At 39.0% G+C, this 20,700-nt stretch carries 16 protein-coding genes and 1 other RNA gene; all 17 read right to left on the bottom strand.

Annotated elements, in window-relative coordinates:
* Positions 1-1,217 (bottom strand): DNA translocase FtsK 4TM domain-containing protein (locus HMPREF1865_RS09365; protein ID WP_196484499.1); only part of this gene is annotated, 1,217 nt, incomplete at its 3' end.
* Positions 1,218-1,299: 82 nt separating this feature from the next.
* Positions 1,300-2,601 (bottom strand): replication-associated recombination protein A, encoded by a 1,302-nt coding sequence (locus tag HMPREF1865_RS03255; protein ID WP_060919180.1) that lies wholly within the window; start codon positions 2,599-2,601, stop codon positions 1,300-1,302.
* Positions 2,602-2,845: 244 nt separating this feature from the next.
* A non-coding RNA gene (gene ssrS, locus HMPREF1865_RS03260) (6S RNA) lies at positions 2,846-3,017 on the bottom strand.
* Positions 3,018-3,097: 80 nt separating this feature from the next.
* Complete coding sequence (gene aspS / locus HMPREF1865_RS03265) at positions 3,098-4,903, bottom strand: aspartate--tRNA ligase (protein ID WP_060919181.1); 1,806 nt, start codon at positions 4,901-4,903, stop codon at positions 3,098-3,100.
* Between the two features lies 1 nt (position 4,904).
* Entirely contained in the window at positions 4,905-6,263 is a 1,359-nt protein-coding gene (gene hisS / locus HMPREF1865_RS03270; RefSeq protein WP_060919182.1) for a histidine--tRNA ligase, read from the bottom strand.
* Positions 6,263-7,690 (bottom strand): coproporphyrinogen dehydrogenase HemZ, encoded by a 1,428-nt coding sequence (hemZ, locus tag HMPREF1865_RS03275; protein WP_060919183.1) that lies wholly within the window; start codon positions 7,688-7,690, stop codon positions 6,263-6,265. Before hemZ ends, hisS begins: the two co-directional genes overlap by 1 nt.
* A complete protein-coding gene (locus tag HMPREF1865_RS03280) occupies positions 7,683-8,171 on the bottom strand; it encodes a Fur family transcriptional regulator (protein ID WP_004696420.1) in 489 nt (162 codons plus the stop codon). Before HMPREF1865_RS03280 ends, hemZ begins: the two co-directional genes overlap by 8 nt.
* Positions 8,172-8,212: 41 nt before the next feature.
* Positions 8,213-8,848 carry an MBL fold metallo-hydrolase gene (locus HMPREF1865_RS03285; protein ID WP_060919184.1) on the bottom strand — a complete coding sequence of 212 codons (636 nt, stop codon included), beginning with the start codon at positions 8,846-8,848 and terminating at the stop codon, positions 8,213-8,215.
* Entirely contained in the window at positions 8,848-11,088 is a 2,241-nt protein-coding gene (locus tag HMPREF1865_RS03290; RefSeq protein ID WP_060919185.1) for a RelA/SpoT family protein, read from the bottom strand. The genes HMPREF1865_RS03285 and HMPREF1865_RS03290 overlap by 1 nt, the downstream gene beginning before the upstream one ends.
* A gap of 11 nt (positions 11,089-11,099) precedes the next feature.
* Positions 11,100-13,082, bottom strand: coding sequence for a single-stranded-DNA-specific exonuclease RecJ (gene recJ, locus HMPREF1865_RS03295; protein ID WP_060919186.1), 1,983 nt, complete (start codon positions 13,080-13,082; stop codon positions 11,100-11,102).
* Positions 13,083-13,276: 194 nt separating this feature from the next.
* The gene (hydG, locus tag HMPREF1865_RS03300; protein WP_004696428.1) at positions 13,277-14,695 is read right to left on the bottom strand and encodes a [FeFe] hydrogenase H-cluster radical SAM maturase HydG; all 1,419 of its coding nucleotides are present in this window, start codon (positions 14,693-14,695) and stop codon (positions 13,277-13,279) included.
* A gap of 326 nt (positions 14,696-15,021) precedes the next feature.
* Complete coding sequence (locus tag HMPREF1865_RS03305) at positions 15,022-16,110, bottom strand: ABC transporter substrate-binding protein (RefSeq protein WP_060919187.1); 1,089 nt, start codon at positions 16,108-16,110, stop codon at positions 15,022-15,024.
* A 1-nt stretch (position 16,111) separates the two neighbouring features.
* Entirely contained in the window at positions 16,112-16,921 is an 810-nt protein-coding gene (locus HMPREF1865_RS03310) for an ABC transporter ATP-binding protein (RefSeq protein ID WP_060919188.1), read from the bottom strand.
* Between the two features lie 14 nt (positions 16,922-16,935).
* Positions 16,936-17,934 (bottom strand): FecCD family ABC transporter permease, encoded by a 999-nt coding sequence (locus HMPREF1865_RS03315; RefSeq protein ID WP_060919189.1) that lies wholly within the window; start codon positions 17,932-17,934, stop codon positions 16,936-16,938.
* Between the two features lies 1 nt (position 17,935).
* The gene (locus tag HMPREF1865_RS03320; RefSeq protein ID WP_060919190.1) at positions 17,936-18,958 is read right to left on the bottom strand and encodes a FecCD family ABC transporter permease; all 1,023 of its coding nucleotides are present in this window, start codon (positions 18,956-18,958) and stop codon (positions 17,936-17,938) included.
* A 296-nt stretch (positions 18,959-19,254) separates the two neighbouring features.
* Entirely contained in the window at positions 19,255-20,019 is a 765-nt protein-coding gene (locus HMPREF1865_RS03325) for an ABC transporter permease (RefSeq protein WP_060919191.1), read from the bottom strand.
* Positions 20,016-20,672 carry an ABC transporter ATP-binding protein gene (locus tag HMPREF1865_RS03330; RefSeq protein ID WP_060919192.1) on the bottom strand — a complete coding sequence of 219 codons (657 nt, stop codon included), beginning with the start codon at positions 20,670-20,672 and terminating at the stop codon, positions 20,016-20,018. The genes HMPREF1865_RS03325 and HMPREF1865_RS03330 overlap by 4 nt, the downstream gene beginning before the upstream one ends.
* Positions 20,673-20,700: the final 28 nt, after the last annotated feature.

Genomic DNA, 20,700 nt, shown 5'->3' on the forward strand with positions numbered 1-20,700 from the left:
CCCATACCTGCCATACCAGCTCCAGCACTTACAGAGCTTGCAGCTGCACCCGTTCCTGGCACAGCGGAGGCAATAGCACCGTGATTCGTTTCTAATGGGCCTATTGTTGTATTTTGATAAGAGAATTTTGGTTCTTCATCATCAGAATTTTCTACAGTTTCAACCTCATCTGAATACTCTTCATCTGGTGTATATGAATAGTCCTCATCTGGAACATATACATAATCATCACTCGTAGATCTATGTATATCGGAGAATTGTTCAAAATCATCAGCTTCATAAGACTTCGTATCACCAAATGCTCCAGATATATTAGCCAATTGCTCAGCCGCACGATTACGTGCTTCTATCTCAGCCAATTCCTTCCAAGATGTAGGAGTTTTTTGTGACTCCATAGTAGTAACTGTATCTTCAATAGGATCAACATCTACAGCTGTAGTAGAGTCAAAGAGGTCTCTTCCTGTAGCAATGCCTTGTTTTTCCAATGCATCTAATGCTTGATCTGCCGCATCAGCAAAACGTGTATCTTTTTCCCTGTTATAAGCTTTACGCTGTTCTGCCGCTTCTTTACGTTGTTCATTCCAATCTTCAAAGACTTCTTTTGCAACAGCAACCTTCTCAGCAGCTACCTCTTTTGCAACATCAAGGCCAACCTGTGTTTTGTCCGCGGCCTTCTGTAATCCACCGCGCAAAGACAAACGTGTCACCAGTAATCCAAAAGCTATGAGTAAGAATACATCAAGAATAATAGCCCCTAGGTTACCTAACAGTGTACGAAGGAATGTAGCAATTGCGCCACCTACGAAACCACCTTGATTAGCTAGTTGCGTAGTAATGAGTTCCTGTCCCTCAGGAACGCGCCACAAGGGAACAAGAGCTAACAAAAATAGGAAAAACAAGGTCATTACAACGCCTCGTTTTGTAATGGAAATAAATGTATCCTTATATAATAATCTCCAACCTAACCAGAAAACGCATAAACAAGGAATAATACCCCCTAAGCCAAAGCCATAACGGAATATACCTGTTAAAATCTGTCCTACAAGGCCGAGTTCAAAGCCAAAAAAGCCCAGAAAGGAAATTACAGCAAAGGCAATGACAATAAGGCCTTTCACTTCGCTGCGCAAAGAAAAGCTTTGCGACTTTGATTGCTGTTTTGTACTTGTTCGCTTACGGCGTGTGTTGCGTCTTTTGGTGGAAGTATTTTCTTCTGCCATAAATCTATACAAACCCCTTACTTATATAACATTACAGTAAATTAACTTATCATTATATTATAGCATATATCGTAATATTAAGTTAATTTTTACAACGTTTCTCCCAGTCGTGAAGTAACTGTTCCTCAGTCCCTCTCTTTATGCCCTTATAGTAGGTTGCATCAACTAGAGGCGTTGGTAAATACTGCTGTTTTACAAATCCATTAGGATAGTTATGGGCATACTTATAAGCTTTCCCATGACCTAATTTACTAGCCCCGCTATAGTGACTATCTTTCAAATGATCAGGTACTTGTCCACAATCCTTATGTCGCACATCAGATATCGCGGCATCAATAGCTACATAAGCAGAATTACTTTTAGGTGCGAGAGCAACATAGCACGCAGCCTCAGATAATATAATGCGCGCCTCAGGAAAACCTACCATATGAGCCGCTTGAGCCGCTGCGTTGGCAAGTATAAGAGCTTGTGGGTCCGCAAGTCCTACATCCTCTGCTGCACAAATAACAATACGACGAGCAATGAAATTAGGATCCTCTCCAGCTTCAATCATGCGTGCTAAATAATGTACCGTTGCCTGCACGTCAGAACCACGCATACTTTTTATAAAAGCTGAAATTGTATCGTAATGACTGTCTCCTTTTTTATCATATGTATATATACGACGACCTACGACCTTTTCAAGAACCTCAATAGTAATCGTTCCCTCATCGGGAACCATAGCTGCAGCTTGTTCAAGAATATTAAGGGCCATGCGACCATCACCATTGACGAAAATTCCCACATCTTCCAGAACTTCATCCGTTACCTGTAGATGGCGTTTGCCTAATCCCACTTCTTCATCGGTAATGGCGCGACGTAAAATTTGACCAATAGCCTTTGGTGTAAGTGCTTCTAATGTAATAAGACGCAAACGAGATAATAGCGGTCTATTAACCTCAAAGAATGGATTTTCTGTAGTAGCACCAATAAGGATAATAGTGCCATCCTCTACACAAGGTAACAACACATCTTGTTGGCTTTTATTAAAACGATGAATTTCATCGAGGAATAGAATTGTGCGTTGCTGTAAAAAACGAACTCGTTTGCGCGCGTCTTCAATGATAGTACGCAACTCACCAATACCGGCGTTAGTAGCATTCAGGTTTACAAAATGGCTATTACTCACCTTAGCTATAATGCCAGCTAATGTAGTCTTACCCGTTCCACAAGGACCATAAAAAAGCATAGATGGTATTGTATCCTTCTCTACCATAGCTCTCAAGAAAGTCCCCTTACCTACGGCCTTCTCTTGACCATATAAATAATCTAGTTTAGTAGGACGCATTCGTACAGGAAGCGGCTCGTATGTATTTGTAGGTGTCATATCAAACAAACTATCCATTCTATCACCTCAATTCGCACTCAGTTTAACTGTCGTATTTTCATATCTATAACTATTCAATCCAAAAACAATTACTGTCCCGTCATAAAAACCTAATAACATCAGTAACTCGGTAACACTGATAATATTGGCAAGACATTTATAACGTTTATGACATTTAGGGCTCTTAAGATTTTAAAAAGTTTAAATTCTTACCAAAGATATATTTATAGTATATGATATTTCAGTCTATTTTTACACGCAAAAAAGCCCCACCATGCCGTAATGTACCGCGTTTTGATCCTGCAAGGGCAGGTGGGTGTCCTCCTCATCCTGCAGTTGTCCCGTAAGGGCGTAACGTTCAAACGAGAGTTCAGACTCCCAAAGTAAATGTGTTGGCTCAAAACTGCGATATCACACGCACATGGCAGGGATATCTTATACTTAAATAGTATCAGAAAGATTAGCAATTAACAAGTCTTGACATTTCGATTTTAATCAATTCTTGCCTATGTTTTTACACTAAAGATTGCTCTTGTTCTTCTTCTACATCTAGTTTAATATGCAACTCTTTTAATTGTTTTGATTCTACTTCAGATGGAGCTTGGCTCATGATATCAGAAGCAGATTGAGTTTTAGGGAATGCGATTACGTCGCGGATAGATTGACGTTTTGCCATCAACATAACAAGACGATCTAGGCCAAATGCACAACCTGCATGAGGAGGTGCACCATATTGGAATGCATCAAGCATGAAGCCGAATTTAGATCTTGCTTCTTCAATGGACAAGCCAATTGCTTTGAATACTTTTTCTTGTACGTCAGCTTGGTAGATACGCAAGGAACCGCCACCGATTTCTACGCCATTCAATACCATGTCGTAAGCAATCGCTTTTACACTGCCAGGATCGGATTCTAATTTATCAAGATCCGCATGGCGTGGCATTGTGAACGGATGGTGCATTGCAACATAACGTTTTTCATCTTCGTTATATTCGAACATAGGGAAATCAGTTACCCATGTGAATGCCAATTTATCTTGGTCAATCATGTTCATACGACGTGCCATTTCAAGGCGTAATTCGCCTAATGCACGTGCCACAGTTGCAGGTTTATCAGCAATCATCAATACGAGGTCGCCACCTTTAGCGCCCATTTTTTCACCGACATTGCGAATTGTGTCTTCACCTAAGAACTTCATGATTTGAGACTTGATAGAACCATCTTCGTTGAAGCAAGCCCATGCAAGGCCTTTGGCGCCGTAACGATTTACATATTCAACAAGGTCGTCAAGTTCACGGCGAGGAATGCCAGCATCACCAGGTACAACAATACCTTTAACTACGCCACCATTGTCGATTACAGAGCGGAATACTTTGAATTCTGTATCTTTTACAAGATCAGTTACATCAGTAAACGCCATATCAAAACGAAGATCCGGCTTATCAGAGCCGTATTTATCCATTGCTTCGTCCCATGTAATACGAGGCATAGGCAAAGAAATTTCTTTACCTAATGCAGTTTTAAATACATGAGCAATCATCTCTTCAAGCAATGCATAAATATCTTCTTCATCAACGAAGGACATTTCTAAGTCGAGCTGAGTGAACTCAGGTTGACGGTCTGCGCGCAAATCTTCATCGCGGAAGCAACGAACGATTTGGAAATATTTTTCATAACCAGCAACCATCAAGATTTGTTTGAAAATTTGTGGAGATTGTGGCAACGCATAGAATGTACCAGCATTTACACGAGACGGCACTAGATAGTCACGAGCGCCTTCTGGTGTAGATTTAGTAAGCATTGGCGTTTCAATTTCCAAGAAATCGCGGCTATCGAAGAAGTCGCGCATTGCTTTCGTTACTTTGTGACGCAAAATCAAGTTGCGTTGCATTTCTGGACGACGTAAGTCAAGGTAACGATATTTCAAGCGAATATTTTCATCTACATCGATATCATCTTGGATATAGAAAGGAGGAGTTTTAGCGGAGTTCAATACGCGCAACTCTTCACAGAACATTTCGTATGCACCTGTAGGAAGGTTTGGATTAATAGCAGCCTCATCACGTTTTGTAATCTTACCACGTACGCAAAGTACATATTCATTACGAACATCCTCTGCTTTGTGGAAAGATTCTACGTTGTGATCTGGGGACGCTACTACTTGTACTACGCCAGAACGATCGCGTAAATCCAAGAAAATCAAACCACCATGGTCACGACGGCGTTCAACCCAACCACATAATACGACCTCTTTACCTACCTCTTGTTCAGAGATGGTGCCACAACCGTGCGTACGGTGTAAGCCTTGCATTGTTTCCATTCTAATTGTCATCCTTTCCAGTCATAACATTACTAATTCGTATACTAGGAAATCTCTTCATTATATCTTTATATTCTTGTGTAAATTTTTCATCATTAATTATAGCCTTAATATCTTCAGCTACTATATTTAGAGAAACAGTCTTTTGTTCACTAGTATCCATGAATCGAATTATGGCTTCTTTACGAGCCAATTCATCATCACCCAATATAATAACATATTTCGCATTAATTTTGTTAGCGTATTTTAATTGTGCCTTCATACTCTTGCCCTGCCCGTCCATTTCAACGGTAATATATTCATCATGTAAGGCTTGGCAAATTTTGAAAGCCTCTACCTTAGCCCCATCGCCAAGAGCGACTACGAATACAGATGGTTCTACAGTTGGCTCAGGCAATAAGTTTTGTTTTTCAAGAGCTAATAGTAAACGCTCCATGCCCATAGCAAAACCGATAGCTGGAGTATGAGGTCCATCGAGCTCTTCTACGAGACCATCGTAACGGCCACCACCGGCTACAGCACTTTGAGCACCTAAAGGAGTATATTGTACCTCAAAGGCTGTCTTTGTATAGTAATCAAGGCCACGTACGAGACGAGGATTTAAAGTATATTGCACATTAGCTGCAGTTAAATAGGTTTTCAATTCTTCAAAATGATCATGACACTCTTCACATAAATGTTCGTGAATTTCAGGAGCACCTACGGACAAGGATTTACATGTTTCATTTTTACAATCCAGTATACGCAAAGGATTTTTGTACAACCGTTCTTGGCAATCGCTACATAATTGTTCCTTTTTAGGTTCAAAGAAAGCGATTAATTTTTCTCGGTATACAGGACGACATGTTGGGCAACCTACGGAGTTTACTTCTACATTGAGGTCTTTAAGGCCAAAGTCTTTTAATAACTGTACAACCATACAGATAACTTCACTATCTACCACTGGAGATTGCGAACCTAGTACCTCTGCACCAAATTGGTGGAATTGACGATAACGACCCGCTTGCGGTTTATCATGACGGAACATAGGGCCCATGTAATACCATTTTGTGAGACCTTCTTTACCATATACTTTATTTTCTAAGTATGCGCGCACAGCAGACGCCGTATTTTCAGGGCGTAAGGTAAAGCTAGAACCACCGTCATCACCGGTGGTAAAGGTGTACATCTCTTTTTGTACTACATCTGTAGTCTCACCAATACCGCGTAAGAATAATTTAGTTTCTTCAAAGGCAGGTGTGCGAATTTCATTGAACCCATATACTTTACAAATTTCGCGCATACGTTGTTCAATATAATGCCAATGTATCATCTGTTCTGGCAAAAAGTCTTGTGTACCTCTTGGTTTTCTTATAGCCATTACACAACCTCCCAAAATCTTTCACAAATTCTATGTCGTTTCTCTAAAAGTGCATCTATCGTTTCGTGATAAACATCTACGTCTTTTGGCATATGCTGTTTAAGTTGACGATATTCAGGGGCGCGCATCCACTTGGATGAACTGCCGGGCCCCATAGATAGAATACTCTGCCGTTCTTCCATAATCTGGATATTATATTCACACGCTTTGCCAGGCAAAGTATAGCCAATATTCTCTAACTGCCCTCTCATATATTGTTGGCGATATAAATAATATGGCACATAACCAGCTGCTTCAAGACGCTCTTTACCATATTGTACCATTTCCGCCACAAGATGTTCTTCAGGAATATCATCTTCCATATGTAAATCGTACAACAGGCTACCACGTTTTAATGCTAACGTATGAATTGTAACATTTTCCGGCAGATTTTGACATACATAATCCATATTCTCTATCATGTTTGACATCGTTTGATTAGGCAAGCCTGCAATAAAATCCATATTTACGGCTAATGATGTATTGTTTTTTACATATTGTAAAAGTTCATCAACATCCCGTACACTATGGCCGCGTCCAATACGACGCAAAATATCATCTTGCATCGTTTGCGGGTTAATGCTAATACGATTCACACCTAGCGCAAGCATGGAACGTAGCTTTGTAGGATTAACAGAATCAGGTCGTCCTGCCTCTACAGTAAATTCATGACCTTCTGGTACGAGTAGAGACAACTGTTTTAGAACCTGGTGAAAGTCTTCATCCTTTAGCACTGTCGGAGTACCGCCGCCCATATAGAGAGTATCTACGGTTAGATTATAAGATTCTATAATGGCTTTCATATCTTCTATATCACGGGTTAAAGCCCTTAGAAATTGACTTTTACCAGCATAATCCTGATAGAGACCATATGGAAACGAGCAATATACGCAACGCGTGTCACAGAAAGGAATACCACAATAGAGGCTTACCTTTTTATCATCTGTATCAGATAGAAATGGACGTTGATACTCGCCAATGGCCCCCAAAGTAGCAAGCTTTTCCATAGACACAGAAAACTCGTCCCGAATGTGACGAGTTGCTGCGTGGACAGAGCCATATGTATCTATATATTTATGTAGTAGCTTTGTTGGGCGCACACCTACCATGGTTCCCCACGGAGCCTCAGCAGGTAAGCCTTGATATTCACGCAAATAGCACAACAAGGCTTGTCCAATTTGACGACGCCCCATAGAGGAAACCGGTCCTTCAAAAATCTGAACCGAATCACCAATAGTAACAGTTAATGTGTACATCCCTTCCATTTCATGCGCTTCAAGGATAACCTCTGGATGTACCTTATCAGAAAAAAGTCCTGCCGCGCCACAGTTATGAGCTACTACGGAGCCAAGTGGTAATGGCCCCGTATATAGATAACCATTAACCATGATGGGACATACGCTCAAGCTTTTCTAATTCTGCTTCAGTCATATGATTTTGGCAATCACTACAATAACCATATACTTTCAATTGATGATCAATGGTACGGAAGTTTAATTTCTTAGCGATAATAGACTCCAATGTTTCAAGCATGTCGTCTTCAAACTCGGAAACTTTACCACATTTTACGCAAATCAAATGGTGATGGAAATGAGCGAACTCTTCGTCATTTAATTCATAACGATTACGGCCATCACCAAAATCAAGACGTTTTAACAAATCAAGTTCTGTAAAGAGATCAAGAGTTCTGTAAATTGTTGCCAGCCCGATATCAGGTGCCACCTCTTTTACAAGAACATATACATCTTCAGCACTCAAGTGATTTTCATCAGCATCGATGAATGCTTGCAAAATTGTTTGACGTTGAGTTGTCAATTTGTACTTTTTGTCTTTAATGCGTTCTTTTAATTTTTCTAATGTTGTGTTCATAATAAATTTCCCCTCGACTGTAAAAAATAATTCGTTTAAACCTACTGACCAACGAATGGGTTGTATTGTTTTTCATACCCTATATTTGTTTCCGGTCCATGACCAGGATAAACCATTGTATTATCAGGCAATCTATATAGCTGAGTCTTAATCGATAATATCAGGGTCTCATAAGAACCATTTGGAAAATCTGTACGGCCTACGGAGTCTCTGAATAGAGTGTCCCCTACAAACACAAGACCTTCCATGTAATAACACACACCTCCTGGCGTATGACCTGGTGTTTCAAGCACCTCAAGATCGATATCACCACATGTAATGTGATCACCTTGTTTAACCTCAATAATTTCCGCTTTTACCTTAATTGGCGTTGGATTGCTATAAGCACTAAGATTAAGTTCAGGATCAGATAAATACGGTACATCGCCTTTATGAATATATACAGGCACATGATAGATGTTTACAATCTCTTGAATGCCACCAATATGATCTCCATGACCATGTGTCAGTACAATCGCCTTCGGCTTTAAGTCATGTTTTTTTAGCGCATCTAGTACTTCAGCTGTTGCAGGATCGATAATGAAAGCTTCACCTATCGCTTTATCACCGATAACATAGCAATTTGTTCCTAGTGGACCTAAAGGCATGCGCATAAGCACTAATTGTTGTTCGCTCATTAAGCCCCTCCTTTACTACGTTGAACAGTATACACTTCACGAATACGACGCAATTTAGTCATTACGAAATCTAGTTGCGAAATATCCCGGATATCAACCACCAAATTGATGCTTACATTTTTTGTATCTTCTTGAACCTTAGCATTGATGTTAGTAATGGTGATTTTCAATTCTGAAAGCACCGCCATAACTTCCATGAGAATACCAGCTCGATCATAAGCTTGAATATCAATGCCTACGTGGAAAGATTCGCCAGAAGAACCGTCCCAAGAGACTTCTATCATCCGCTCTAAGTCTTCAGGAGAATGGCCCATGCTAGGGCAATCACAGCGGTGAATAGAAACGCCACGACCACGGGTTATGTAACCTATAATATCATCACCAGGTACAGGATTACAGCATTTTGCCATACGCACCATCACACCAGCTTCACCTTTTACGAGAACACCAGTGCCATTTTTAGTTTTCTTTTGTCCTTGAGATTTTAATTTCTCAATAATTTGCTCTGTACTGCGCTTAGATTCCTCTACCTCTTTAGACTTTTTATAAAGTTCAATTAAACGCAAAAGAACAGTGCTTACAGGAATGCCGCCATAGCCACAGGCTGCAAACATTTCCTCTTCTGTACCGGCTTTAAGTTGTTTCGTTACATGTTGTAAACGGTTGTCTGCACATAATTCTTTCCAATTATGATTCAATCGTTTTGCTTCTTTTTCAAGAGCTTCTAAGCCTTTTTCAATATTTTCAGCTTTATTTTCACGCTTGAACCAATTGCGAATTTTATTCTTACTTTCAGAAGAACCTACGATATTCAACCAATCAAGGCTAGGACGACCTGTTTTGGATGTGATGATATCAACAATATCACCATTTTGCAAGGTATAATCCAACGGCACAATTTTGCCGTTTACCTTAGCACCAACACAATGATGACCTACATCGGTATGAACTCGATAGGCAAAGTCAAGCGGTACAGAGCCTATTGGCAACTTAACAACGTCACCCTTTGGCGTAAATACAAATACCTCACCAGAGAAAACGTCTAATTTCAAAGCATTAACGAGTTCCGTTGGATTACTAGTATCTTGCCATTCAAGAACCTGGCGCAGCCATGCAACCTTTTGATCAAATTCTTTATCGCCGTTTTTATTTCCTTCTTTATATCGCCAGTGAGCAGCCACACCATATTCAGATACACGGTGCATTTCCCAAGTACGGATTTGAATCTCTACCGGTTGCCCCATCGTGCCGATAACGGTTGTATGCAAGGATTGATACATATTAGACTTCGGCATGGAAATATAATCTTTGAAGCGATAAGGCAATGGCTTCCACAAGCTATGTGCAATGCCAAGTACTGCATAACAATCAGGGATGCTATCAACGATCACACGAACGGCAAGCAAATCATAAATTTGGGATAAATCACGATTATCCTTTTTCATCTTCTTATAAATACTGTAGAAGTGTTTTGGACGACCTTTGATATCCGCCTTGATATGGGCTTCACTTAAGGCCTTTGTAAGTTGCCTCATCGTATCATTAACAATGTCTTCCCGGACTTGGCGTTTTTGTTTCATTTGATCGACTAGATCATAGTATTTTTCCGGCTCTAAATAACGGAAGGATAAATCTTCCAACTCCCATTTCACATTGAAGATACCAAGACGATGTGCCAAAGGTGCAAAGATTTCTAAGGTTTCCTTAGCAATACGCTTTTGTTTGTCACTACACATATGCTTTAAGGTGCGCATGTTGTGTAAGCGATCACCCAATTTAATAACTACGACACGTACGTCCTTCGCCATAGCTAAAATCATCTTTCGATAGTTTTCCATTTGGCGATCTTCTTTGGTTTCATACTGGAATTGGTTTAATTTTGTTACCCCATCAACGAGGAATGCTACTTCAGAGCCAAACATCTCCTCTAGGTCTTCCTTCGAGTAAGATGTATCTTCAACCACATCATGCATTAGAGCTGCCATGAGTGTAATATGGTCGATTTGTAAATGTGCCAAAATATCAGCTACAGCTAGAGGATGCATGATATACGGTTCACCGGAAGCTCTAAACTGACCTTCATGAGCCTTATCAGCAAGCTCAAAAGCTTTCAATACTTGGTCACACTCATCATCTGTTAAATACGTATGGATATACTCCATAAACTCAGCTAAGGCTTTACTTTTATCAAATGTACTTTGTTCCACCAAAGCTTTGCCTTCTTCATTTACAGTTGTCATGATGTCACCTCCTATACACTATAAGTAAGAAATGTTACGGATGTGACAAGATCTAATTTTCCTTCAATGGCGTTCCATCTAAGCATTAATTGACCATCATCACTTGTATATTCTTCAACAATGCCCAATTCTTTAAATACATCAATAGATGTTAGAGCACTGCGATTATTCTGATCTGCCGGCTTACGGCGCAATATATCTTGTTCTACATTATAAACCGATTGACTACGACCTCGCATGGACTGTTTTATTATGACATACATTTGTCTAAGCCCTTCTGTAGAAAGCTTAATCGGCTCTTCAGTCAATGGTTCAATAGCTTGAATCATGAGTTGCGGAGAAACCATACCTTGCCATTCATTCTTTTGCAAGGAAAATGCCACTTTTACCACAGTTCCCACAAAGATAAATTTAAATAAGTCTGGACGATTCCAAGCTATAGCATCTAATGTACCATTCGAAGTTTCAAATATTATCTTACAATGATTTTTTAATTGGCCCATGAGCATAATATCTTGCACGGTAGCTTCCATAATAGCAAAGACTGGCGTGCTATTGGCCATTCCATAAGGTTCAAGGTCTGATACGCGGTCAATGATATCGACATCGATATCATCAACAGGTAGTTCCGCATCAATAGCAACCACAGGAATATATTCCTCATCTGTAATAACTGCTTTGCAATACTTGGTTAACCGTTCTCGTAACTCATCAATACGATTTGCATCGATGCTAAAGCCTGCTGCCGCAGCATGCCCGCCAAACTGTAGCAAGATATCCTCACAAGATTTTAATGCATCATATATGTTAAAGCCATCTATACTACGGCACGAGCCTTTACCAACGCCATCATGAATACTGATGACTAAGGTTGGTTTGTAAAACTCCTCTACTAGACGAGAAGCAACAATACCAATGACTCCTGGATGCCACTCTTCGCCGGCCACAATAGTTACATAATCAGCTTTATGTCCTTGATTAGCTACATCAACACGAGCCAACTCATGAATATTTCGTTCTAACTCTTGTCGTTCACGGTTCGTTTCATTTAGTTCCTCCGCAATTGCCTCTACTATATCCTCGTCATCGGTCACAAGTAATTCAACTGCACGCGTTGCATGCGTTACGCGACCCGCTGCATTAAGACGAGGTGCTAAGGTAAAACCAATATGTCCAGATGTAATAGTTCGTTCATGAAGCCCAGCTACATCAATAAGCTTTTTAATCCCCAAGTTAGGTTCCCTATTCATCTTCTCAAGGCCTGATTTTACAATGATACGGTTCTCACCGACCAAAGGCACTACATCGGCCACAGTGCCAAGTGCAACGATATCTAAATCATCTAAGTACCATTCTCCGCGCTTTGTAAGCCACAAGGCTTGGCATAACTTAAAAGCAACCCCTACGCCAGATAAGTTTTTATCCTTATAAGGACAGTCCTTTTGCTTATGATTTATAACGGCCTTGGCTCGTGGAATCATATCAGGAGCCGTATGGTGATCCGTAATAATCATATCGATACGGTCTCGTACAGCCTCTACAATATCGTAAGAACTAATGCCGCAGTCTACAGTAATGACTAAAGCCGTTCCCCGTTCAATAAGGTGCTCTAAAGCCTCTAAATTGAGGCCATACCCTTCACTTTGACGTTCTGGTATGTAATAGGTAACATCGGCACCTAATTTCTTTAAAAATCGATAAAGTACTGATGTTGCAGTAATACCATCTACATCATAATCACCATAAATGACGATTGGTTTGTGACATTCAATTGTTTCCAGAACTAGTGAAACAGCCACATCCATATCTTTTAATGTAAATGGATCTAACAAATCTGACAAAGTACCTTGTAAAAACTGACGACCTTCGTCTACATCAATGTGACGATTCACCATTAATTTAGCCACAATAGGGTTTACACCAAGTTCACGGATTAAGATATTCTCTTTCTCTTGATCACCTTTACAAAGGCGCCAACGTTTTTTCTTAATCATCATATCCCTCAGTAGTTTATAATCAATATTATTCTTGAATTCAACGTATTATCATTATCATTTTTATTTATTATACCTTAAAATGCAAATAAAATAAACTATTTTATATATTTTATTCTCATTTAAAGCTTGCTATTTTCTCAACAAGAAAGAGCCTCCCATTATCAATAGGAGGCTCCATATCAGTGAATTCCTTAGAACCGGAAGTCCCGTTCGCCGTCTTTCATCTGTGCAATATAAGCTTTAGCTTTATCTTTAACTAAATCATTTTTGATATTTTCTAACTGTTGTTCAATAACCTTAGAACCATGAGCCTTAGTTTCATCATTGCCGTAATCCATGATATATTCGTTCAATGTCATCAACGCATTTGGTTGACAACAGTTGTGAATTTGACCGGATTTTGCAAGAGCCATGAATCGATCCCCAGTTCTACCTGCACGATAACAAGCAGTACAGAAGCTTGGAACATACCCAAGGTCTAGCAACCAGTTAACGATTTCATCTAATGTACGCGTATCACTACGATCGAATTGTGCCGTATTATCTTCTGGCTTTTCTTCTTCTTTGTAACCACCTACACTAGTACGAGATCCACCACTAATTTGGGAGATACCTAATGCCAAGCCACGTTCACGCATGGATTGACTTTCACGAGTGGACATAATCATACCTGTATACGGTGTAGAGACGCGGATAAGAGCAACAATTTTTTCAAATACATCATCAGGTACAGCATTACTGAAATCATCTACATCGATATCATCCGCTGGACAAATACGAGGTACAGAAATAGTATGTGGACCTACCCCATACACAGCCTCTAAATGTTCTGCGTGCATCAACAAACCAACGAAATCGTATTTATAATGCTCCAAACCATAAAGAACACCGATGCCTACATCATCAATACCACCTTGCATAGCGCGGTCCATCGCCTCTGTATGGTAGGCGTAGTCGCTCTTAGGGCCTGTAGGATGTAAGGCTTCATAGTTTTCTTTATTATATGTTTCTTGGAATAATGTATATGTGCCAATACCAGCCTCATGTAATTTTTTGTAGTCCTCAACGGAACAAGCTGCAATATTTACGTTTACACGGCGGATTTCACCATTTTTATTTTTGATACCGTAAATCGTCTTGATGGATTCCAAAATATATTCTAGTGGATTATTAAGAGGATCTTCACCAGACTCAATTACAATACGCTTATGGCCCATCGCTTCTAACGCAATAACCTCTTCTCTGATTTGGTCTTGCGTTAATTTTTTGCGTTTAATATCGCGGTTTTTGGAGTGGTACGGACAATACACACATCCATTGATACAATAGTTAGACAAGTATAACGGTGCAAATAGAACAATGCGATCGCCGTAGATAGCCTTCTTGATTTCCTTTGCTAAAGCAAAAAGCTTTTCCTTATATTCAGGTAACGGACATTCTAAGAGAACTGCTGCTTCTCGGTGGTTTAATCCCTTAAAAGTAGCAGCTTTCGCTAAAATAGCATCTAACAACTCCCGATTTTCCTTGTTTTCCTCTGCATAGGCAAGTGTGTCAAGGATTTCCTGATGGGAAATAAATTCCTCCGCCTTTGGAGATTTTACATCATACATAGTACTTACCTCAAATCTTTCTAGTGGCAGTGCCACCCCTCTTTAGGTTTATGAAAGTATATGACAACCAGTCTTCTGGTATTTCACTGATACTGTACTTAGTATACCACTATTCCTACTAAAAAGCACAGGAATTTGATACATACAAAAAGGTTGCCGCCTCATAAGAGGAAGCAACCTTTATATCATAGGAGTTTCTAATCTATATCGATTATCTATATCGAATATGACTAAAATGTATGTATCTAAATTTTTAAACAATTTAAATAATTATACATCAACGCTTACAATCTATTGCTAAATTTATGACACATACTTAGTCAGCCCTATTTTCCCCACGTATCATACAGCTCTTTCATAGCTCGCTCTTTTGCTATAATGCCATGAGCCATCCATAATGTGCTATCCACTTGCAATACATGATCTGCTTTTACAGCAGGCAAGTTTTTCCATAACTCATCTTTTTTAAGATTTGCCAATCGTTGATTTGCGATACCTTGATTATTCGATGTAGAAGCACCATAACCAGATGTAACAATGAGATACTTTGCATCAAGATCAGGTAACCGTTCTAAAGAAATCGCACTATTCGTTGGGTTGAGCTCTGTTTCTAATGCCATATCAGGCGGTTTAATATTTAATAAATCAGCCATAAAATTATTTATATCATTTTTCATATATGGATAGAGACGAATTTCCTTATTCATAATTCGTAAGAATCCTACAGTCTCACCATTTAAGTTTTTACCTAAAGCAATACGAGTTTTCTTTGCATTATTGTAGTATTCTTTTAAACGAGCTTCACCTATTTCAGGCACACCTAGAGCCGTAGCAATACCCAAGAGGGCTACCTCTTCCTTATTAACATTAAACGTAATAGTCGGTGCGATTTTAGACAAGGCTTCATAAGCCGCTTTACCATAAGAGTCTCGCATAATAATCAAATCTGGTTTTAACGCTTGAATTTGTTCGTAGTTAATGGTTCTAGTTTCATCATTAATACTGAAGTTTTGAATATTACGTTCTTTTAGCTCATTATATAAATAGCTATTTTCGTTATAGTTGGCTGCAATAAATGGCTCATCCAACGCAATCATAGGATCTTCTGCACGAATCACTACAATACGCTTATGTTCTTTAGGCATTACAGTTTTACCAAGCTTATGAGTAACAATGATTTTATCGCCTTCAACAGAAACAATTTTATCTACTGCCTTCTTTGTAGATGTTAATCGCTTCTTAAACTCTTTATCAATTTCCTTTGGATCATTAGATCGTTCTAGGGCAGCTTTCATCTTATCATCAAGGCTAGCATAGATAGCTTCATGAGTCATGCCATTTTGTTGAGGTCCGCAACCGGCAATCCCCATAATTACACAAGCTCCTATTAAGCTTGACAGTAACAATCGCTTCATACTACACCTCACGTGCCGTATGGCCATAATTCTTCATAGAATAAGGAATACAGAACGGACGATCCGTCTTAGGATCATTCATAATCGTAGAATCTACACCAAATACATCCTTTAACATCTCGTTATGGAAAATATCATGAGGAGTACCTTCGTACTGAATTTTTCCATCTTTCATAGCTACTAAATAATCAGCAAAACGAGCTGCTTCATTAAGTTCATGAATAACCATAATAATCGTCTTATTATATGTTTTATTTAAATGCTCTACTAAATGCAATACATCCATTTGGTGAGATACATCAAGAAAGCTCGTCGGTTCATCAAGAAACAAAATATCTGTATTTTGTGCAATAGCCATAGCAATCCAAGCTCGTTGGCGTTGACCGCCAGACATGTGCGTAATACCACGATCTGCAAATGATAGTAATTCAGTTTCTTTTAAAGCCCACTCTACAATTTCTTTATCTTCCTTTGTAGTACGAGCAAAAAGGCTACCTTGATGCGGTGCACGTCCATACATAACAAGTTCGCGAACAGTGATTTCACCAGGTGCTGTAGGATTTTGAGGTAAAATAGCAACCTTCTTCGCTAATTCACGACTATTGTAATCACCAATAGACTTACCATCTAATAATACATCACCATCCATGGGACGAATAATACGACAAATTGTTTTTAACAAAGTAGACTTACCACAACCATTAGCACCAATCAATGCGGTCACTTTACCTTCTGGAATTGTAAGATTCAAGTTTTCTATAATTTTTGTATCACCGTAACCTGTGGTTAAGTTATTAATTTCTAATTTCATTTATATCTCCCCTTTTACGCTTTTGTTTTCGCTAAAATATACAAGAAGTATGGTGCCCCGATTAAGGCTACAATAATGCCTAAGAGGATTTCGTCAGGCGCAATAATGGCTCGGCCAATCCAATCGGCAGTGACCACTAAAATAGCGCCAATTAGACCTGTTAACGGCAAGAAATACGCATGGTCGGCACCAACTAAACGACGTGCAATGTGAGGGGAAATAAGCCCTACAAAACCAATACTACCACCGATAGCTACACAGAACCCAGATAAAAGAACTGCAATAATTAAGTATACGAATCTAGAGCGATTTATATGTACGCCAAGACCAATCGCCGTTTCATCAGCTAAGCTTAATAAATTTAACTCCATATAACGAGCATAGAGAATAAGTGATAATACAATGACAACTGGTACAAGCACCCATACGTGCTCCCAGGTATTACCCGAAATGGTACCGATTGTCCAGGTATTAACTAAATAAAATTTATTAGGGTCCAAACGCGTTACGAGTAAGACTTGCAATGCATGGAACCCTGCGCTCATAGAAATACCTGTTAAGATTAAACGATATGGCGAAATAATATCGCGGCCTCGACAAGATAAAAGATAAATTAAAAGCGCTGCCACAACAGCACCAGCTACGGCAACAGTTGGTAATGTCCAAATCCCCCACGCCGTTGTAGAACCTGCAAAATACACTAAAAGAACTACACCTAAGCCAGCACCAGCATTTACGCCTAACAAGCTTGGGCTAGCCAATTCATTACGAGATATAGTTTGGAAAATCGCACCAGACATAGCAAGGCCCATACCAATAAATACAGCCAAGATGGTACGAACTAAACGAAAATCAAAAACCGTGAGGTTTTCTACATCATTACCACCGCCAAAAAGAATGCGAATAAGATCAGATGTAGACATATCGCTAAATCCTGTATGAAGATGTCCATATATAGCACCTAATAATATAAGTGTCATAACGAAAGAGTAGGCAAAAAAGCGTTTTTTCATCTTATTTCCCTCCCTTACGATTTGCTAAATAAATAAAGAATGGAACCCCTACGAGCGCAGTAATGGCACCTAATGGTGTTTCAAATGGAGGATTTATGATACGAGCCACAACGTCTGCAATCATAACAAGAACCGCACCAAAAAGTGCAGAGAATGGAATTACTAGTCGATAATCGATGCCCACCAGTTTACGTGTTATATGTGGAATGACGAGACCTACAAAACCGATAGGACCGGCTAGAGCAACAGCAGAACCGCTAAGAATAAGTACTGTCAAACCAGATAACACACGGACGCGATTTAAATTACTACCTAGACCAATCGCCACCTCTTCACCAAAGCTTAAAAGCGTAACAGATTTTGATACGTACATAGCAATAAGAATACCAACAATAGTCCAAGGTAATACGAGTAATACTTGTTCCATGCGAATACCGCTTATACCGCCGGCAGTCCAGAAGCTTAATTCTTGTGCTACTTGGAAGTACACAACAAGCATATGTGTAACAGCTACAAATACTGCACTAATAGCCGTACCTGCAAGTGCAAGATATACAGGGGTAGCTTTACCACCTACGCGTTTAGCAAGAGCTAAAATAAATAGTGTTGCCAACGCAGCCCCAGCAAAGGAAAATAAAATACTTCCATTTAAGGTTAAATAAGGAAATAAAATCATTCCAACAGCTAGACCAAAACTAGCACCTGCATTAATCCCCAAAATAGAAGGACTTGCCATAGAATTATTGGTAACACCTTGCATCAGTGCACCTGATACGGCAAAGCTAATACCTACAACGATACCTGCTATCATACGTGGCAGGCGCAATGTTTGAACGATCATCTGTCCTATACTATTAGGATCATAGTTGGTAAAGGATAGAGTAATATCATCTATGCTGATATAGCGTATCCCAATGAAGAGTGAACCAAGAGATGTGGCAATTAAAATAGCTAAGGCTAATATACCTAGTAGCGTAGTTTTAGCTGCACGCCCTCCCCTTGTTTCTACATCATAATTGCTCATAAAAACTCCTTACAATACAAAATACTATAGAATTTACTGATATATTATATCAACACTCTTCTATCTTTTTCAATAATAAATCTCAATATCATTTATAGAAATAATGCAATATTAAAAACATTATAAGTAAACCTTTATAACTATACAGAATTATATCCATCAATTTGTATACCTATAAGCATACAAAAATATTTCTTACTATATAAAAAATAGTAGTAACCTTAAGGTTACTACTCTAAGTTTTGATTAAATATTCTAATTTGATGTACTATAAAAATATATTTAAGGTACTAAGCTTACCTATTTAATTGATTTCTATTATTAAAAAATGTTCTATACGCTAATTGACAAGTAATAAAGCAAGCAATCGATATGGTAGATAAACTCATAAATGTCACAATCATTTGATATTTTACAGCTTCAAGCGGGGGCATCCCCGCTAAAATAAGACCTGTCATCATCCCTGGTAAAGCCACAATTCCTAAGGTCTTAGCACTATCCACAGTTGGCTGCAATCCAGTCTTTATAACATCTCGCACGATGGCTTTTGACGCTTGCTTAGGTGTACTTCCTAGCGCTAGTTTAATCTCTACCTCTTGTTGACGCAATTCAAAATTTGATAGCATTTGGCGATAACAAAGCCCAATCGCTACCATAGCACCACTAATGACCATACCACCAACAGGAATCACTTGATAAGCAGTAAAATTAAGCACGCCCGTTAAAAGCAAAATCGTTAAAGTAATACTTGCACCTACGGTTATAGCAAACCAAGAAATCCACAGAGCATAAGGAATTCCCTTTCCCCGCTTAGAAGAATTATAGGCCGCATTGATAGCCATAAATCCTAATAAACCAATTATAAATATAGGACTTTCGGTACTAAAAATATAAGCTAAAATAAAACCTATAACAAATAACTGTATGGTAGCCCGCAAAGCACTTATAAAAATATCTTTCTCTAACTTCAACTCCTGCTGATAGGACATAAACATACTGATAATAACTAATGTAGATGCAAGGCATAATGACGTGGCTGAAATAGCATGAAATTGACTCATCGTAATACCTCCTCTTTAGCTAATGATCCATCTACAATTGTAATACGACGATTAGACATGCGTAGGCTTTGTTCCTCACTATGTGTAATTGCTATGATGGTCATTCCATTTTTATGGAGCTCACCGATTACCTGTTCTACAATAGCCGTATTGACAGCGTCTAATGCAGAGGTTACCTCATCTAAAAGCAATACTTTAGGTTCAAAGATAAGACTGCGAATAAGACAAATCCGTTGCATTTCTCCACCAGATAATTCATCATTACGGCGCTCAAGATATTCGATAGGCATATGAAGTAAATCGAAAAGATATTTGATACGAATCATATCAGGTTCCATACCTCGAATATCATAAGGGAACAAAATATTACGACGCACCGTTTTTGCAAACAAGTAAGGTCTTTGAAAGCAATAACCAACCTCTTTACGATAACTTTCTGGATCTATAGTGGCTAAATCACGCCCATTATAAGTAATAATCCCTGAGGTAGGGCTAATTAAATCACTGCATAATTTTAAAAGTGTACTTTTACCACTACCAGAAGGACCTACAATAGTGAGATACTCTCCTTCATGTACAGATAGAGATACATCACGGATAATAGACTTTTCTTTTACAACATAGGATATATTAGATAACTCTAATAGTGCCATAATGCCTCCGATCATATTTCAAGACTCT

This window comes from Veillonella parvula, from assembly GCF_001553335.1.
GTDB classification, from domain to species: domain Bacteria; phylum Bacillota; class Negativicutes; order Veillonellales; family Veillonellaceae; genus Veillonella; species Veillonella parvula_S.